Origin of the sequence: Pseudoalteromonas sp. Isolate3, assembly GCF_022398505.1 — a bacterium.
GTDB lineage: Bacteria > Pseudomonadota > Gammaproteobacteria > Enterobacterales > Alteromonadaceae > Pseudoalteromonas > Pseudoalteromonas apostichopi.
In genome coordinates, this window is sequence record NZ_JAKEVN010000090.1 from 1 (window position 1) to 17,943 (window position 17,943).

Below are 17,943 nucleotides of genomic sequence, written 5' to 3' on the forward strand. Positions count from 1 at the left end.
GTATAAATACAGATATATAAACATGTTTATCCACAGTTTCTGTGGAGAAAGTGGATATTTTAACTGTGGATTGTGGATTTGTTTGCAATTTAGGCATGGTTTACAAAAGTTATGCACAAGCTGTGGGTAAGGTGATAAAAATGCGGTTGTAAATAGTTATTTTAATCAAATAGGGTATTTTTATAATAATTACATCGTAACGCCTTGATTAAACATGTTTGTTAAAAAATAAATTTTCAATCTAATTTAGGCTTAGGTGTAAAGTGTTTGCTGTATCGCAGGTTATGTGGAACAATCAATAAAAATCGACTTACAAATGAGGCACTAAGGTGATTGATGCCGAAGGTTTTCGTGCCAATGTCGGAATTGTAATTTGCAATAATCAGGGACAAGTATTTTGGGCTCGTCGCTATGGTCAACACTCTTGGCAATTTCCCCAAGGTGGTGTTGATGACGGTGAAACAGCAGAGCAAACCATGTACAGAGAATTACACGAAGAAGTGGGCTTGCTTCCTGAAGACGTTGAGATCGTCGCAAGTTCTAAACATTGGTTACGCTATAAATTACCCAAGCGTTTAATTCGCAGAGACTCAAGTCCTGTGTGTATTGGGCAAAAACAAAAATGGTTTTTACTGAAACTTCGTTGTAAAGATGAAGATGTAAATTTACTTAAAACTCATCACCCTGAATTTGATGATTGGCGATGGGTGAGTTATTGGTATCCGGTTAGGCAAGTTGTTTCGTTTAAGCGCGATGTATATCGTAGAGTAATGAAAGAGTTTGCCCCGTTTGCAATGCCGTTTAATAAACGAGAGCAACACAAAGATCATTGGCGACATAAACGATAAGGGTAACCTTATTTAAATTAAAGGAGCAGCATCATGTTAGCCACGCTCAGATCAATTGCTGAGGCAGTGTCGCAACAGGCGGACTTAACTAGTGCGCTAGCGTGTTTTGTGCAAATGGTAAAAGATGCCATGCAAACACAGTGCTGCTCGATTTATTTTGCAGATTATAGTCAAGACAATTTTGTACTGATGGCAACTCAAGGCTTAAACCCTGATGCGGTCGGTAAATTTCGTATAGGTTTTACTGAAGGTCTTGTAGGTCTCGTTGCGCAGCGCGAAGAGCCTATCAATATTGCTTTTGCAAAGTCTCATCCTCGTTTCAAACTCTCACCCGAAGTTAATGAAGAAGGCTACAACGCGTTTTTGTCAGTACCAGTGGTGCACCAGAAAAAGGTTTTGGGTGTTATCGTTGTTCAGCAGAAGCTGGCGCGAGTATTTAGCCCTGATGAAGAATCGTTTTTAATTACTTTATCGGCGCAGCTTGCCTCTCAGTTAGCCCATGCAGAAATAAAAGAGCTGTTACGGGTAGATGAGTTTTCTCATCAAACTTCTGTTTTAAAAGGTGTTTCTGGTGCTCCCGGTATAGCAATCGGCGAAGCTTTTGTAGTAATTCCAAAGCTAGACTTTACTTCTATTGAGTTGCAAAAAGATGAAGACATCACCACTCAACGTAAGTTATTTACTCAAGCGGTTGCTGCCACTAGAAATGAGTTTAGCACTTTATCAATGACCCTCAGTGATTCGATACCGCAAGAAGCCCTTGCTGTGTTTGATGTTTACCAACAGTTACTGGATGCAAAAAGCTTAGGGCAAAATGTAGAAGCGCAGCTTCAGCAGGGCTGGAGCGCTAAAAGTGCACTTAAAATAGTCATCGAAAAACTAATTTCACAGTTTAATGCTATGCAAGACCCATACATCAAAGAGCGTGCAGTTGATGTTAAAGATATTGGGTTGAGGGTTTTGCATCACTTAGTCAATACAGAGCATGCAGCAAAGCCTTATCCTAAAGAGACTATTTTAATTGCCAGTACACTAACACCAGCCATGCTCGCAGAAGTGCCAAAAGGTCATTTAGCTGGGGTGGTGAGTGTCAATGGAGCTGCAAACAGTCATGCATCAATTTTAACGCGTGCAATGGGGATCCCTGCAATATGGGGTATAGAAGATTTACCTTTACTGCAATTTGAAGGTAAACCAATGATTCTAGACGCTTATGCAGGGCGTTTATATATTTCACCTTCGCAAGTGTTACATCAGGAATATAGCCAACTTAAATACCAAGAAACGCTATTGAATGATCGCTTTTTTGCAGAGCAAAGTTTAGATGCTGTTACATGTGATGGCGAACATATAAGCTTGTTAGTTAATGCTGGACTTGAGTTAAATATAGAGCATGACAATAAACCTTTCTGTGATGGCGTTGGACTTTATCGTACTGAAGCTTGGTTTATGCAAAAAGGTCAGTTTCCTTCACAGTCAGAACAAGAAAATTGGTATCGTGAAGTGCTTACTAGTTATCACCCCAATCCAGTGGTGATGCGTACACTCGATATTGGTGGCGATAAAGTTTTAGATTACTTCAATATAACCGAAGAAAATCCATTTTTAGGTTGGCGTGGTATTCGCGTGACCTTAGACCACCCTGAGCTATTTTTAGATCAACTCAAGGCGATGCTTAAAGCCAATATTGGTTTAGGTAATCTAAAAATTATGCTGCCGATGATCAGTGGCTCAGAAGAAGTGGATGAATCATTAAAACTGCTCGAACAAGCCTATTTTGAACTAAGTGAGCAATATCCTGAGCAGGCAATTGAACGACCAGAAATCGGTGTAATGTTGGAAGTTCCTTCGAGCGTATTTATGCTTGAAGAGTGGTCGCAAAAAGTCGATTTTTGTTCTGTAGGTAGTAACGATTTAACTCAGTATATGCTTGCAGTTGACCGGTCAAATGCGCGTGTTGCAGAGCTGTTTAATCCTTATCACCCAAGTGTACTTCGGGTGCTGTTAAAAATTGCCCAAGAGTGTCAGCAGCATGAGCTGCCATTTAGTTTATGTGGTGAGTTAGGCGGCGACCCAGAAGGTGCATTACTGCTTATTGCTATGGGTTATCGAAGCTTGAGTATGAACTATTCTTCGATTAGTAAAATTAAGTTTGTGCTTAGACGTTTAAATGTTAGCGATATGGAAAAGTTACTTGCCGAGTGTTTATTACAACCCACTGCAAAACATGTACTTAGGTTAACGCGTAACTTTATGATTGAACATCAGCTCGGTGAGCTATTTTACACCCCAAGCCAAGGTCAATCATGAGGGAAAATTGTGCTGTGAAACGCCCAAAGGGTTGGTTTAAAAGCGATTTATACTGCGTTATTGATTTTAACAATAGAACCACTATTACTTGCAATCAATGCCTTGCCTAAATCGCTTTTAATTCCAACTGAAACTCGCATCTTGAGGTGGTTTGGGTATATATATTAGTTTAGTATATGTATATAACAAATTGAATATATGAGTGTGCTATGCATGACGTAATACTTTTAATGGTGTACTGCGCAATTTTGGGCTGTGTGGTTGGATTTTTAGCAGGTTTATTAGGCATTGGTGGCGGTCTTATTATCGTACCGGTACTTAGTGCGCTACTGGTTTCGTTTGATGTTGCAGACCCAAGCCATGTATTAGTTATCGCGATAGCGACATCGTTAGCATCCATTATTTTTACCTCGACATCTTCAGCCCTTGCTCATCATCGTAATGCTAACGTACCGTGGGAAATAGCTCCTTGGGTCATGACTGGGGTTGGACTGGGTGCATTAATAAGCGGATTTGCAGCAAGCTTTATTCCTGAACAACTATTGCGCTTTGTTTTTGCTGGGAGCGTTGTGTTTATAGCCTTGAGAATGGTGTTATCAACACGCACCAAAGCTGCCAGTGAAAAGCCGCTTCCTTCAGGACCTATTCTCGGCTTTTTATGTGCCATAATGGGGGCGTTGTCAGGGCTAATAGGTATTGGTGGTGGGGCGCTGATTGTGCCGCTACTGCATTATTTTTCTGTTGATATTAAAAAGGCCATTGGTTGTGCTGCTGCATGTGGTATTGTCATTGCGCTGTTTGGCTCGGTGGGTTATGTATCTGCTGGGTGGCAATTAACATCGTTCAGTGATGGATTTGCCGGATTTGTGTATTTACCTGCTTTAGTCGGGATTGTGGTTACCTCGTCGCTAATTGCGCCTATAGGTGCCAAAGCCACGCATTACTTGCCAGTGGCAACAATAAAAAAAGTATTCGCGCTATTACTTGTAATAATTGCGCTTAAAATGGTGTTTAGTTAAAGGTTTTTAATTTTATGGCTCTTCAATTTCCAGATATCGATCCGGTTATTTTTTCGGTAGGCCCGCTCAGCGTACGTTGGTACGGTTTGATGTATTTAATTGGTTTTGCTTTAGCAATGTGGCTTGCTAATCGTCAAGCTGAAAAACCAAACTCAGGTTGGACAAAAGAACAAGTAAGCGACTTGTTATTTTACGGCATGCTCGGTGTGATACTCGGTGGTCGTATTGGTTATGTGTTGTTTTATCAGTTCAGCTATTTTATTGAAAACCCACTGTATTTATTCAGAATTGACCAAGGTGGTATGTCGTTCCATGGCGGTACCTTAGGTGTGATTACCGCAATCGCCATATTTGCTTGGACACGTAAAAAGTCATTATTTGAAGTAGGTGACTTTGTGGTGCCATTAGTGCCACTCGGTTTATTAGCAGGACGTATTGGTAACTTTATTAATGGTGAGCTGTGGGGCCGAGTGACTGACGTACCTTGGGCGTTTATCTTCCCTACTGGTGGGCCAGAGCCTCGTCATCCATCTCAACTGTACGAAGCCTTTTTAGAAGGTCTGGTGCTGTTTTTAATTTTACAATGGTTTATTAAAAAGCCTCGTCCAGCGGGAAGTGTTGCTGGGGTGTTCTTGCTTGGCTATGGTGTGTTTAGATTTATTGTTGAATATTTCCGAGAGCCAGATGCCCATTTAGGTTTATTCGCAGGCGTTATTTCAATGGGGCAAATACTGTCATTGCCGATGGTAATTGGTGGTCTTGGTTTGTTAATATGGGCCTATAAAAAGCCGCAACACAGCGTGGCAAGCAAAGCATAACATGAGCTAATCAATGAAACAGTATTTAGATTTATGTCAGCGCATAGTTGACGAAGGTGTGTGGGTTGAGAATAAACGCACAGGTACCAAATGTTTAACCGTTATTAACGCTGATCTTGAGTATGATGTAGCGAATAACAAGTTTCCGCTAATTACAACACGCAAAAGCTTTTACAAAGCCGCCATAGCTGAATTACTTGGTTACTTACGAGGTTACGATAGTGCTGCACAGTTTCGTGATATCGGCTGTATGACTTGGAATGCAAACGCAAACGAAAACAAAGCTTGGCTTGAAAACCCACATCGTCGTGGTGAAGATGATATGGGGCGTGTCTATGGTGTTCAAGGCCGCAGCTGGCAGCGCCCTGACGGTAGTCACCTAGACCAACTTAAAAAAGTTATCGATAACTTATCTAAAGGCATAGATGATCGCGGTGAAATAGTCACTTTTTATAACCCAGGTGAGTTTGAGCTAGGCTGTTTACGCCCTTGTATGCACACGCACACCTTTTCTTTGTTAGGTGATACTCTATACTTAACTTCATACCAACGCAGCTGCGATGTGCCGCTAGGTTTAAACTTTAATCAGATACAATGTTTTGTGCTACTTGCTTTAGTTGCACAAATTACCGGACATAAACCAGGTAAGGCGTATCATAAGATAGCCAATGCACATATTTACGAAAACCAACTTGAGTTGATGCGTGATGTGCAGCTAAAGCGTGAGCCTTTCGCGTCACCTGAATTAAAAATAAACCCAAACATTAAATCACTTGAAGACATTGAAACCTGGGTTACAAAAGACGATTTTGAAGTAGTAGGTTATCAGTGTCACGATGCAATTAAGTATCCGTTTTCAGTGTAAGAACAATAAAATTTAAGGAGAAATCAATGAAAGCTGTGATCCCAGTTGCTGGTCTTGGCACGCGTATGTTACCTGCGACAAAAGCAATTCCTAAAGAAATGCTTCCTATTGTTGACCGACCACTGATTCAATACGTTGTAAATGAAGCAATTTCTGCAGGAATTAAAGAAATTGTTTTAGTGACGCATTCAAGTAAAAACTCAATAGAAAACCACTTTGATACCAGTTTTGAGTTAGAAGCAACGCTTGAAAAGCGTGTTAAGCGTCAGTTACTTGCAGAAGTACAATCAATCTGCCCGAAAGATGTAACGATTATTCAAGTTCGTCAGGGTGAAGCTAAAGGCCTTGGCCATGCTATCAACTGCGCAGCACCTATCATAGGTAATGAACCATTTGTAGTTATCTTACCGGATGTGATCATTGATGATGTGGCCAGCGACCTTAAAAAAGATAACTTAGCCGAAATGATCCAGCGCTTTGAAAGCACAGGTGAGAGCCAAATTATGGTGGAGCCTGTTCCGCAAAATGAAGTAGATAAATTTGGTGTAGTGGACTTAGGTGATGTAAAAATCCAGCAAGGTGAAAGTGCTGCAATTTTAAACATGGTTGAGAAGCCTCCGATTGAGCTAGCACCTTCAAATCTTGCTGTTGTTGGCCGTTATGTATTGAGCAAAAATATTTGGCCATTACTTGCAAAAACTCCTGCAGGCGCAGGCGATGAAATCCAATTAACAGATGCGATTGCTATGCTAATGGAAAAAGAAACTGTCGATGCCTACTCAATGAAAGGTAAAAGCCATGACTGCGGCAGTAAAATTGGTTATTTAAAAGCGATTGTTGAGTTTGCACTGCGTCGTGATGAATTCAAAGGTGAGCTTACAGACTTCATAAAGTCGCTGGTAAAATAAGCAATTTAGATTTCTAGTCAAAAATTACTTCATAAAAGTGTCTATATGGCACTTTTTTATTATTTACATAAACCTTACAATTGTCGATCATTACCCAATAAAGGATTTTTCTGATATACCTTTGTCTTAACGCATTGTTACTATTGAATGTAAATGAATAGTTTCGTTTATGGCTGTTTTCCAAAAATAACTAACACAAAGGTTATAGTCGAAACGTTAATACGTTAGTGGTTACGTTTTATATCTCAAATTATCTTTTAAGTGTTGATGTACAGGTAAGTACTAACAATATGCTCTTCTTTTAATAAGAAGCTAATTTTAATGGTACTTTAAAGAATCCTGATTATGAAATGTTACTTAAAGTCTTTGCGTTACAGTTTATACCTGATGGTGTTACTAGCTGTAGCTGGCTGTAGTAATAACCCATTGCCTTCTATTCTTAAAAATAAAAATATTAATATTACTTACCTTTTTAACAAAGCGTTTAAGCAATCAGATACTTTTAGTGTACTAATTCAAACGAGCCCAGATAAAGCAGCAATAAACTATAAATCAGTTGAAAATGTTAAGCAGATTCAAGATAACGATCTCAACTCTGTCTCTGAGCCATCAAACAAAACGGAGTTTCCTGAGCACAATTACAGTTTTGCTTTACAGCTTATGTCTGTTGAATCAGAACAAAGCCTTGCCTATTCATTTAAAAAAATGGTTAAGCGTGCGCCGAATATCTTCCAAGGAAAACCGATACTTAATATCGAAGTTGCTAAAGTAAATGAGCATACTTATTATCGCCTTAAGTTTGGCCGTTATAAGTACTTGAAAAATGCCAAAGCCGATTGTGAGGCTATTAAGCGGCAAGGAATTGATTGCTGGGTTGGTAACTACACTGACAACCGAATATATTTTTAGGGTTAAAGTTCATTCTAAAGGTGGCATTTTTATTGCTATGTTTTAAGCCTGTTTTTGAGAATCGACGTAATCATGCATTTTTCTATTTTTTCTAAATACCTATTGATAGCCATCAGCTTAACTGTTTTAACAGCCTGTATGATGAGCCAAGAGCATAGCCAGCCTGAGCAACCATTTACGCATTCACAAAGCGCAGCTATTGCAGCAACCAAAGCAGTAGAACCGGGCGTGCAATTAGGTTTATATTTAACACCGACAAAAGTAAGTCACCGTGTATTAGAGCTAAAGCGAGACTACCCTGATGTTTTGCATGGCCTGGATTTTCGTTTTAAAAAGCGTGAGCACAAAGGCGTAACCGTGTATGGACTAAGAGCTGGTCCATTTACAAACTATACTCAAGCTACTGCATTTTGTGAAATAGTAAAAAAGCTAGGGCAGACTTGTGTGATAGCTCCTTTTGTTGGACAGGTGCTGTAGCTACTGCTTTTGCGTCAACTAACTTTGCTATTCCTGTTTTAACAACCTCACATACTCAGTCTGAGTAGCGATTAATAACTTAAAACAGATCCATTACAAAGCGGCTTACTACCTTTAATCACAGAGTTTCTTGCTTCACTATTATCTAGCTATATCTAGCAAATAATAATACTTAGGCATAATTATTGCTTTGTACTTACTAAGTTTAGTGAGGATGGCAATTATGCGCCTGTTATTTTATTCAGTTGTTTTAGTGTTGGTGGGTTGTAGCTTAACTGAAGAGCCACAAAGTGCGCCCCCTAGAGAAACCCCAAAATCGCCAATGGCACCATATACGGTGCATCAATATGTTGCTGATTTAAGCAGTCAGCTGAGCCGTATTCAAGGCCCTTATAAAGGTAATGCTCGTATTGCTGTTACCAGTTTTTATATGGCTGATGGCTTAGGAACTGATTTAGCAGAAGATCAGGGCAGTGGCTTAAGTCAGCAAATTCAAGAAAGTTTATTAACGCAATTTACTCAGCTTGGTTTTCATACTATCGAGTATCGGTTAGAAAATACTTTAAATTTGCAGCAATCGGCCGATAGTGTACTTAGTCGTGATGTAAATACCTTACGTCAACGTCAGAATATTGACTTTGTTATTACCGGCACACTGACGCGGCAACAACATGCCTACATAGTTAACGCCCGATTGGTAAATACCAAAGATCTGCGAATAGTGTCAGCAGCAAGCACCGAGATCCCCATTAATGTCATGTGGGGAGCTGAAAAAGTTCAGCAGCGTGATGGCCAGTTGTATCGAAGCGAATATTAAGAGGAACTCATTTAATGAAACGTTTAATTTTAACTTTATGTTTGCCTTTAGGCTTTGGTTGCTCTTCGATGTTAACAGGTGATGCAACACAGCATGATAATGAGCCTCAGTTAACTGCGCAAAGAGAAGTCGCCGCGCCGCATAGTAACGACAGTGTGTTCCAAACTAATAAGGCGGTGATGAACAACAGCACTTTTACCGCTGCACCAACGCGTAAAAATATTAATCATTATGTGCGTGGCATCATGCAAGACTTAGTTGAAAATTTGCAATATGTTAGCGATACCACGCCGGTTGCTGTTTCAAGTTTTGTGTACCTTGATGCTGATTACAACTCAACGAATTTGCTAGGTAATCAAATTGCCGAAAGTTTCATTCATGAACTGCACGCATTTGGTGTACCTGTCATTGACTTTAAAACTACTGATTATATGCGTGTCACGCCAAGTGGTGACTATGTTTTCAGTCGTGATTATTTAGAGCTAAGCCAAGATCAAAATTTTAATTATGTATTGGCAGGTACCTTGGTTAATCATCAAAGTGGTGTGCTCGTTAATGCCCGTATTGTTGGCTTAGCAAGTAAAGCGGTTGTAGGGTCAGCGCAGGGTTTTATCCCGCAATCAGTGGTTGATGCCCTTGATAGCACCAACCGTAGTGATGGTATTACACTAAAACAAGCAAGTGAGTAAGCTATGAAAGGTTTTATCTTAGCATCGTTAACGCTTGCGCTATCCGGCTGCCAATTGCTGCCAGAGCAATCAGCAGAGCCGAAAAACGCACAGGCTTCAGCAAATGGTCAGTTAGATTACGTTGCTATGCTGCAAGCAGTTGAACAAAACGACATGCAGCAGGATAACGCTAACCATCGTCTATTTGTGCCATATCAACATCATAAAACAGTTGTCAATTATGTCGAGCAAATGGCGCTTGAGTTAGTTGATACTATGCAACAAGAAAGTGAGTTAGGAATTGCTATTACTTCTTTTGTCGATTTAGATGCAAGCTTAAAAACCAGCTCTCAACTTGGTAATCAACTATCGGAAACAATGCTGCACCAGCTGCAGAAATTTGGCTTTGGGGTTGTTGATTTTAAAGCGATGGATGTAATTAGTGTGACCTCACGTGGTGATTTTGTGATGTCGCGTGATATAGAAGAGTTAGCCGAGCGTCGCATTGCCAGCCATGTACTTACAGGCACGCTTATATATCGCCCTAACGGCGTTGAAGTGAATGCTCGAGTGATTAATTTAAACTCAAAACTTGTTATTGCCAGCGCACAAAAAGTGATCCCGTATTTTGTGCTAAAAAATGAGTCAATCCAATCTGCAACAGCTAGCGTTAATTAGCTCTTGCATTACACCAATCGGCTATTCTCGAGTCGATTGGTTTATTCTCCTTGATTAGCAAAGCCTTAGACCGTTATAATTTTAGTTACAAGTTACAAGTTACAAGTTACAAGTTACAAGTTACAAGTTACAAGTTACAAGTTACAAGTTACAAGTTACAAGCAATCCCTCAGCTTTTGAGTGGCCTCTTAGTTAAATGGATATAACGGCCCCCTCCTAAGGGGCAGTTACAGGTTCGATTCCTGTAGGGGCTACCAAGTTACCTCAGCACCCCCTAAGCTTAATTAACCCGTTACTTTTTTAAGCTCACCTGTGCGCCATGGTTCAATGATGATTTTGATATGGTCGTTTGGTTTAAACAAGGTATCAAAGGCACCTTGTACGCCGTCGATGCCGACTTTTCCTGTGCGCATTTTTTGCCATGCAATTTTACCTGAAGCGATGTTCTCGAGTGATTGAGCAAATTCTTCTGGTTGGTAGTAATAAGAGAAAATAAGGTCTAACTCTTTGACAGTTGCATAGGCAAAATTAACGTTAAGTGGTGCAGTATGTAGACCTGTTACAATGATTTTTGCTTTTGCTGGTGCACGTAAAATGTAGTCGTTTAATAAGCGGCTGACACCGGCGCATTCAAAAATAACTACCTTGTTGCTACCTGCAAGCACAGCGGCTTTAGCCACTTCATCATCCGCCATAGGGTTAACATATTCAGTAGCGCCAAATTCAAGGGCAATTTGTTTTTTGCTTTCTTGCGGATCAGAGGCAACGATGTGTTTTACGCCTTGTAACTTTAATGCGGCAATCGCGGCAAGGCCAATTGGGCCACAACCAACTACGATTGCAACATCATCATTATGCATTTGTGCGCGGTTCACTGCATGCAGGCCAACAGCAAGTGGTTCTGTAATGGCTGCCGCTTCTGATGGAACTGCATCAGGAATAGGTAACAACAAAGCTTCATCAACGATAAAGTATTCAGAATAGGCACCATACAGCCCTGGAGTTACACCTACGCCAGCACCGCCAGCAGAGAGTAAGATTGGCACTGAGGTTACACGGGTTCCTTTAGCAAGTTCGCCTTTGGTATTTGGGCCGTAGCTGACGATTTCTGCCGCATATTCATGGCCCAATAACACTTCTTGGTCATCGCCAGCATCTTTTGCCATGATGCCAAGGTTTTTATAGATATCGAATACATCACTGGTGTGGCGTGTAATATGAATATCTGAACCGCAAATACCGCAAGCTAGGCTTTTTACGAGTACTTGGCCGGGTCCAGGAGTGGGAATATCAATTTGTTTTACATGCAACTTGCCATTTTGCATGGCAACAGAATTCATTTGGCTCATATGTGTGTCCTCAATTCACCTTATTTGTGAATTATTAGACTAAAGTAAAGTACCTGCCTTAATCTTGACTTTTTGCGACAAAAACACCGCTTATTGCGACATTGCTGTTTATAAACCGCTCATTGGGGAGTGTTTAAAGTTAAAACCCTAAAAACGTAGGGTTTTAACTTTAACATTACAGAGGTTTAGCTGAAGTAGGCAGTATTGAGATATAAATGAGTTAATACGCCTGCAAAGTAACCGAGTAAAATGACTGGCGACCATTTTAAGTGGCTATTAAAGGTGTAAATCCCTCTTGCTTGACCCATAAGTGCAACCCCAGCTGCAGAGCCAATTGATAACAGGCTGCCACCTATACCTGCTGTTAAGGTGATAAGCAGCCATTGACCATGCGACATATCTGGCATCATTTGTAACACCGCAAACATCACAGGAATGTTATCGACTACCGCTGACATTAAACCAAGAATAATGTTCGCACCGGTAGCAGACCAATTGTTATAAAGTAAATCAGAAAGCAGCGCTAAGTAGCCGATAAACCCTAAGCCACCAACACAAATTACAATGCCATAGAAGAACAAGAGCGTGTCCCATTCTGCTCTTGATACACGGCTAAATACATCAAAAGGAACAACGTTACCTAAGCGAGATAAGCGCTCTTTATCACCTTCGCGCTCTGCCATAGCGCGTTTTCTGGCAAGGGAGCCGGGTAGAGTGACGCGTAAGAAGTAGCCAAAAAACTGTAAATAGCCAAGGCCCATCATCATGCCTACAACTGGAGGTAAACCAAAGGCGGTTTTTAATACCACGGCGGTTAGTATTGTCAGTAAGAATAAGCACAATATGCGAAGCGCACCACGTTTAAGTTCAATCTCTTCGCCTACGATATCAGGGTGTTGATTATTGATATATAAAGACATAATAAATGCTGGAATAATATAACTAACTAAAGCAGGTAGGAATAAAACAAAGAACTCGGTAAAGGCAACAACATCGGCTTGCCAAACCATGAGTGTCGTGATGTCACCAAATGGGCTGAAGGCGCCCCCTGCATTAGCTGCAATTACAATGTTTACGCATGACATAGCGATAAAGCGGTTATCATTTGCTGCAACTTTCATTACTACGGCACATAGAAGTAGTGCGGTTGTTAAGTTATCGGCCACCGGTGAAATACAAAATGCCAGTACACCGCTTATCCAAAATAATTGCTTGTAGCTAAAGCCCCTCGCAACCAGCCAGCTTCTTAAGCCATCAAATAAACGGCGCTCTTCTAGTGCATTGATGTAGGTCATCGCAACGAGCAAAAATAGCATTAACTCTGAAAATTCTAACAGGGCGTGACGAAACGCGTTAGTGCTCAGATCGGATAAGTTTTGTGCACTGTACTGCCAAGCAATAAGTGTCCAAATAATCCCGGCTGCAACCAATACGGGTTTTGATTTGCGTAAGTGAATTTTTTCTTCGAGTATGACGAGCACATAAGCAAAGATAAAAATAACAAGGCATATAATGCCAACAGGGTGGGTGAGTAAATCGATCGTACCAGTTGACGCAGCATGAGCTTGGCCACCGAAACATAGCAAGGAAAGGAGCAGTCCTTGTATTAGTTTTTTCATTGTATATTCCAATTAAATCATCTTAATTTCGTTACGGTTTAAGTAAATGTAGCTGCAGACATTTTAGGTTCATTCTTTGCTTTATGTAATAAATTGGTAACTAAGATGTTGGTATTTTGAATATAAATATCGGTGATGGCGAGAGCAGACCAGTTGGTTAATTTGTTTTTTAATCAATAGGTTGTAGGTATTTAAATAATATAAGGGCTGTATTCAGCAGCCCCAACTTGAAAATTATGCAAAGTGTTTTTCTAAATCGTCAGAGCCACCAATGTGCTCACCGCCTATGAATACTTGCGGTACTGTCTCACGACCTGAAATAGCTTTTAAGCTGGTTAATGATGCGTGTTGACCTAATATAATTTCTTCGTACACATAACCCTTTGCTTCTAATAGTGCTTTAGCTTTTGTACAGAATGGGCAATTAGGTTTCGTAATAATGCTCACTGACTCTGGTTTTATTTGCGCAGGGTTAATGTATTCAAGCATGGTATCAGCGTCAGATACTTCAAATGGGTCGCCTGGCTTTTGCGGTTCAATAAACATTTTTTCGATAACACCGTCTTTTACAAGCATAGAATAACGCCAGCTGCGCTTACCAAAGCCTAAGTCGTTTTTATCAACTAACATACCCATGCCGTCAGTAAACTCACCGTTGCCGTCTGGCAGTAGGGTAATATTTTGGGCTTCTTGGTTTTGAGCCCAAGCATTCATCACGAATGTATCGTTTACAGAAATACAGACAATGTCATCAACACCGTTTTGTTTAAATACAGCAGCAAGCTCGTTATAACGTGGTAAATGTGTTGATGAACAAGTAGGTGTAAATGCGCCAGGTAATGCAAATAGCACAACCGTTTTATCTTTAAAGATTTCGTCAGTAGTAACGGATTTCCACTGCTCGTCTACACGTGTTGCGAATGTAACGTTTGGTACTTTTTGGCCTTCGATATTGTTTAACATTGTTTTGATTCCTCTTGATTTGTTGAGTGCTATTATGCGGTTTAATTTTTGATAGTTCCAATCGTTTGTTTGTATTAATATGATAGATAAAAGCTATTAAAGGTGCGGTTATGAATTTAAAAGACTTCGAATATGTAAAAGCGGTTGCACAGTACAAGCACTTTAGAAAAGCAGCAGATGCCTGCTATATCAGCCAACCTACGCTAAGCGGGCAAGTTAAAAAGCTTGAACAAGAATTGGGTGTTGTTATTTTTGACCGTTCAACTAAGCAGGTCACAATCACCGCTCAAGGTGAGCAATTACTTAAACAGATCACATTTATTCTTGAGCAAACGCAAGTGCTCAAAGAAATTGCCGCCAGCTCACACGATCCACTAAAAGGTAAAATAAATGTAGGGATTATTCCTACCATCGCACCTTATTTACTGCCAACGCTATTAACATCAATGAAGCAAGCTTTCAGTGAAACCCAATTTTCATTTACTGAAATGCAAACAGCACAAACGCTGCTGGCCCTTGATAATGGAGAGATTGATATTGCAATTGTTGCTGATGTAGCCGATTTAGCGCCTTATCATGTTTCACCGCTTTATAAAGAAGATTTTTTGGTCGCGGTGTCAGAGCAACACGTATTAGCAGAACACACTGAAGTAGCTTTAGCTCAATTACAGGATTGTGATTTATTAATGTTAAATGAAGGGCATTGCTTTAAGGAGCAAGCAGAGCAATTTTGTTTTTCAGCTGGGGTTGAAGTCTCGAATCAATATAAAGGTAACAGTATAGAAACCTTACTCGCGCTGGTAGCAATGGATGATGGGGTAACCTTTGTTCCTAAGCTTGCATGTACACCACGTGAAGGAGTGAAGTACTTAGCTATAACACCAAACCAGCAACGCCAAATTGTCATTGCAACTCGTAAGCACTACCCGCACATAGCAGGTGTTGAGCAATTAGCTAACTGGCTAAATGCTCATGAAGGCCTACAAGCTCATTTACTCGCTAGCAGCTAACTCAACAATATCGTTAATTTGAATGTTAGGCAGTGGTTGCTTATCTATACTCATGGCAACCGCTGATTGCTGATAAAGCTGAGTCACTTTTACCTGATTAAGTGTCGTGATTTTATGCGGGAGTTTATTACCCTGTGCATCCGTTAGGTAATTATGGTGTGCAATATTTAAAACTTGCCCTTGCTCGAGACCATGAGCCTTACCAAGGTTTATAATCAGCCTATCGTTTTCGATATGCAGTATTTTACCTTGCGTGGGCAAGCAGGCCATGGCTGCTTGTAAGTCATAGGTTAGAGTTTGGTTTATATCACTAATAGCTTGGCCATAGTCGGTTGCCCAAAATCGGTCACTATAAACATCGATGATCTCAGTCTTTTTATACGGCCAAATGCCTTCAGTTTGGTAGCTTTTTTGCCAAAGTTTTTCGTAAGTTGTGCCATCAAAGAGCACATAATCAACTTTATATGCACGCTTAAAACTGTCATCCTGCCAAAATGCATAGTCGTTATTAATTTTATGGTTGACCGACAAATCACGAATACGACTTAGTAACACATATTGCGAGTTACTTCGGCTAGTGATTTCCTCAAGTAGTGCATTACTATAATCGTATTGCTGAGTGAAAAAGTGATCTACCCTTAGCGGCATGTTGTAATAAGCCGTTGGCTTAGCTGCCATTTGTGTATTGCTTAAGCTATTATATAGGTGTTCGCTTATTGCTTTGTTTACGTCAAAAATTTGGCCCATACGTGCTTGCTCGCGATTGGCAAGTTGGCTTTGTGTAACAGCAATAAATTTAGTGTATTGGTTTGCAGGGCACTCTTCTGCTTGAGCAAAGATGTCTAAGCGAAGCGTAATAGCATAGGTGTCGTTATGACGATCTTCGCTGATTAATTCTATTTTCTGGATTTCACCGTGGCTACTTATTTTCAGCTGATCTTGCGTCAAAACCCCGTCAACTAGAGTCTGTACAGAGCTTACTCGAGCGCCAGAAAACACTAACGCCTGAGTAATGGCATCTTTAATGGCGGCAGATTTGGCTTGGCTAGTATCGCCATTTTTTACAACTGCATGGCCTGTAGATTCAAACCATTGCGCTAAACTATTGTTAGAAAACAAAATTGTAAAAGCTAAGCCAAGGCTTTTTAAGCAGGCTATTGTTTTATTGTTCATGCTGACACCTAGCATTAAAACTATTGAATAACCTAAATGAGCAAGGACTGTACCACAGTGGCATTAAACGTGCATATTTGTAGACAAGAGTTTTAAGCGGAAGCAAATTATGCGAGTACTTCTATTAGGTGGGCTAGTTGCCTGCGCAGCATTAACAGGCTGCAGTAGTATTTTTGATAAACATGTAGAATACACTTACATTGAGCCAGATAGCTACCCGGTGCTAAAAGCTGTGGGTTATGCGCCAATAAGTGCTCAGCCTGGCAGTAATGAATCGCAGCGTACTCTGCTTGCGATTAAAGCCTCAAAGCTTGAAGCTTACCGCGAGCTTGCTGAGCAAGTTTACGGGCAAAGAATTTCCGCAGGCACTACAGTGCAAAACAGCATTGCTCATAATGATCAATTACAAAGCCAAGTACAAGGTGTGATCAAAGGTGCACAGGTTATTAAAACCTATGCAGTAGGGGACACCTACGCAACTGAATTACAGCTCGATATGAAACGAGTGCACGATTTATACATCGGCGAAGTAAAACCGCGCCAAGTGAAAAAAGTAACATATTATTAGGTGCAACTTAGTCTAGTTGTAACCTATTGGCTTGCCGCATAAGTCCAGCAAATTCTGCAAGCATAAAAAAAGCGCGATAACTTAGTTATCGCGCTTTTTTAATGAAATAGTATTTAGGCTTTCAAGTTGTGAACGATTTTCTTATCGCCTTGAATAACACTGCCGCCTTGGTCGTAGGTCATCGATGATGGCGCACCGATTAAAATATCCTTAAGTTGTTTAACACTCAGCTGTGCTTGATGGGCTGCATGGGCATTAACATCGTTTTTCTTTTTGCAGCTTGATAGTAAAGTGTTAACTTGCTTGATAAGTGAACTCACTTCGTCATCTTGCGAATCATTGTGCGCAACAAGCTTTTGAACTTCTTTATCAATTGTTTGGATTTGTTGTAACAGAGAGATTTTTTGTTGGGCAATACTCTTTAATCCATCGCCACGTTTTGCAGCAATGGCTGTCAATTCATCATCTAACAGCGCAGCAATAGACTCTAAGCACGAAACTTGTTGTGTTAGTTTACTGGCAATTAAATGATTATGATCAGCCATAGACATCAAACTCGAATGCAGCAATATTCTTTGCTAACTTCTCAGCATCAATTTGGTATTTACCTTCGCTGATTGCTTTTTTCAGCTCAGCTACTTTATTGCTGTCAAAGCCAGATGATTGCTCAGCTTTTTCTTGCAAAGACTTAAGCTGTTTAGCTTGAGGTGTTAAGCTCACAGAATCTGCACTTGCTTTAGGTGCGGCTGACTTTGCAGCAGCTGCATTAGCATTATCTTTTTGTAAATCAAGCTTCTTTTGCTTGGTATTTGTCAACACAGAAGGCTGTTGTTGACCATTATTGACATTGCTTACCATAATTTTGACCTATACATTACCCAACATATGCCTTTATATCGGCGGGCACAGCGGATACTTTAGCATAAATATAAAAAATTAAATAT

General features: G+C 40.4%; 19 protein-coding genes and 1 tRNA gene. 14 read left to right on the forward strand and 6 right to left on the reverse strand.

Features of this window, described 5'->3' with window-relative positions; all coding sequences use genetic code 11:
• The first annotated feature begins 329 nt into the window (after window positions 1-329).
• From rppH to L1D46_RS15365, 12 genes are all read left to right on the forward strand, one after another.
• The gene (rppH, locus tag L1D46_RS15310) at window positions 330-848 is read left to right on the forward strand and encodes an RNA pyrophosphohydrolase (protein WP_054554350.1); all 519 of its coding nucleotides are present in this window, start codon (window positions 330-332) and stop codon (window positions 846-848) included.
• A 33-nt stretch (window positions 849-881) separates the two neighbouring features.
• Window positions 882-3,158 (forward strand): phosphoenolpyruvate--protein phosphotransferase, encoded by a 2,277-nt coding sequence (gene ptsP / locus L1D46_RS15315; protein ID WP_130052130.1) that lies wholly within the window; start codon window positions 882-884, stop codon window positions 3,156-3,158.
• A gap of 209 nt (window positions 3,159-3,367) precedes the next feature.
• On the forward strand, window positions 3,368-4,177 hold the full coding sequence (locus L1D46_RS15320) for a sulfite exporter TauE/SafE family protein (RefSeq protein ID WP_130052129.1): 810 nt from the start codon (window positions 3,368-3,370) through the stop codon (window positions 4,175-4,177).
• A gap of 14 nt (window positions 4,178-4,191) precedes the next feature.
• Window positions 4,192-4,995: a prolipoprotein diacylglyceryl transferase gene (gene lgt / locus L1D46_RS15325; protein ID WP_130052128.1), complete on the forward strand. Its 804-nt coding sequence runs from the start codon at window positions 4,192-4,194 to the stop codon at window positions 4,993-4,995.
• A gap of 13 nt (window positions 4,996-5,008) precedes the next feature.
• The gene (locus L1D46_RS15330) at window positions 5,009-5,860 is read left to right on the forward strand and encodes a thymidylate synthase (RefSeq protein WP_054562236.1); all 852 of its coding nucleotides are present in this window, start codon (window positions 5,009-5,011) and stop codon (window positions 5,858-5,860) included.
• Window positions 5,861-5,886: 26 nt separating this feature from the next.
• Window positions 5,887-6,768, forward strand: coding sequence for a UTP--glucose-1-phosphate uridylyltransferase GalU (galU, locus tag L1D46_RS15335; RefSeq protein WP_239977801.1), 882 nt, complete (start codon window positions 5,887-5,889; stop codon window positions 6,766-6,768).
• A 345-nt stretch (window positions 6,769-7,113) separates the two neighbouring features.
• Complete coding sequence (locus L1D46_RS15340) at window positions 7,114-7,677, forward strand: SPOR domain-containing protein (protein ID WP_239977802.1); 564 nt, start codon at window positions 7,114-7,116, stop codon at window positions 7,675-7,677.
• Between the two features lie 72 nt (window positions 7,678-7,749).
• Entirely contained in the window at window positions 7,750-8,154 is a 405-nt protein-coding gene (locus tag L1D46_RS15345; RefSeq protein WP_239977803.1) for an SPOR domain-containing protein, read from the forward strand.
• A 223-nt stretch (window positions 8,155-8,377) separates the two neighbouring features.
• Window positions 8,378-8,971 carry a FlgO family outer membrane protein gene (locus tag L1D46_RS15350; protein WP_239977804.1) on the forward strand — a complete coding sequence of 198 codons (594 nt, stop codon included), beginning with the start codon at window positions 8,378-8,380 and terminating at the stop codon, window positions 8,969-8,971.
• A 14-nt stretch (window positions 8,972-8,985) separates the two neighbouring features.
• Window positions 8,986-9,660, forward strand: a complete 675-nt coding sequence (locus tag L1D46_RS15355; RefSeq protein WP_130052123.1) for a FlgO family outer membrane protein — start codon at window positions 8,986-8,988, stop codon at window positions 9,658-9,660.
• Between the two features lie 3 nt (window positions 9,661-9,663).
• Complete coding sequence (locus L1D46_RS15360) at window positions 9,664-10,317, forward strand: FlgO family outer membrane protein (protein ID WP_130052122.1); 654 nt, start codon at window positions 9,664-9,666, stop codon at window positions 10,315-10,317.
• A gap of 182 nt (window positions 10,318-10,499) precedes the next feature.
• A tRNA-Arg gene (locus L1D46_RS15365) sits at window positions 10,500-10,574 on the forward strand.
• Window positions 10,575-10,601: 27 nt separating this feature from the next.
• On the opposite strand, the gene L1D46_RS15370 is transcribed toward L1D46_RS15365, so the two are convergent.
• The 3 genes from L1D46_RS15370 to L1D46_RS15380 all read right to left on the reverse strand — a co-directional run bounded on the left by L1D46_RS15370 (window position 10,602) and on the right by L1D46_RS15380 (window position 14,248).
• Entirely contained in the window at window positions 10,602-11,666 is a 1,065-nt protein-coding gene (locus tag L1D46_RS15370; protein ID WP_239977805.1) for a zinc-binding dehydrogenase, read from the reverse strand.
• A 185-nt stretch (window positions 11,667-11,851) separates the two neighbouring features.
• Complete coding sequence (gene nhaD / locus L1D46_RS15375) at window positions 11,852-13,285, reverse strand: sodium:proton antiporter NhaD (RefSeq protein ID WP_239977806.1); 1,434 nt, start codon at window positions 13,283-13,285, stop codon at window positions 11,852-11,854.
• A 234-nt stretch (window positions 13,286-13,519) separates the two neighbouring features.
• Complete coding sequence (locus tag L1D46_RS15380; RefSeq protein ID WP_130052119.1) at window positions 13,520-14,248, reverse strand: glutathione peroxidase; 729 nt, start codon at window positions 14,246-14,248, stop codon at window positions 13,520-13,522.
• A 110-nt stretch (window positions 14,249-14,358) separates the two neighbouring features.
• Between L1D46_RS15380 and L1D46_RS15385 the strand changes: the two genes are divergently transcribed.
• The gene (locus L1D46_RS15385; protein ID WP_239977807.1) at window positions 14,359-15,258 is read left to right on the forward strand and encodes a LysR substrate-binding domain-containing protein; all 900 of its coding nucleotides are present in this window, start codon (window positions 14,359-14,361) and stop codon (window positions 15,256-15,258) included.
• Here the strand turns inward: L1D46_RS15385 and L1D46_RS15390 are convergent.
• Window positions 15,241-16,431, reverse strand: coding sequence for a flagellar assembly protein FlgT (locus tag L1D46_RS15390; RefSeq protein WP_239977808.1), 1,191 nt, complete (start codon window positions 16,429-16,431; stop codon window positions 15,241-15,243). The two genes, L1D46_RS15385 and L1D46_RS15390, sit on opposite strands and share 18 nt — an antisense overlap.
• 109 nt (window positions 16,432-16,540) lie before the next feature.
• On the opposite strand from L1D46_RS15390, the gene L1D46_RS15395 reads away from it, so the two are divergent.
• Window positions 16,541-16,999: an LPP20 family lipoprotein gene (locus L1D46_RS15395; RefSeq protein WP_130052116.1), complete on the forward strand. Its 459-nt coding sequence runs from the start codon at window positions 16,541-16,543 to the stop codon at window positions 16,997-16,999.
• A gap of 113 nt (window positions 17,000-17,112) precedes the next feature.
• Here L1D46_RS15395 and L1D46_RS15400 read toward each other — a convergent pair whose 3' ends face one another.
• Window positions 17,113-17,544 carry a flagellar protein FlgN gene (locus tag L1D46_RS15400; RefSeq protein ID WP_167657910.1) on the reverse strand — a complete coding sequence of 144 codons (432 nt, stop codon included), beginning with the start codon at window positions 17,542-17,544 and terminating at the stop codon, window positions 17,113-17,115.
• The gene (gene flgM, locus L1D46_RS15405; protein WP_054553314.1) at window positions 17,537-17,857 is read right to left on the reverse strand and encodes a flagellar biosynthesis anti-sigma factor FlgM; all 321 of its coding nucleotides are present in this window, start codon (window positions 17,855-17,857) and stop codon (window positions 17,537-17,539) included. Before flgM ends, L1D46_RS15400 begins: the two co-directional genes overlap by 8 nt.
• Window positions 17,858-17,943: the final 86 nt, after the last annotated feature.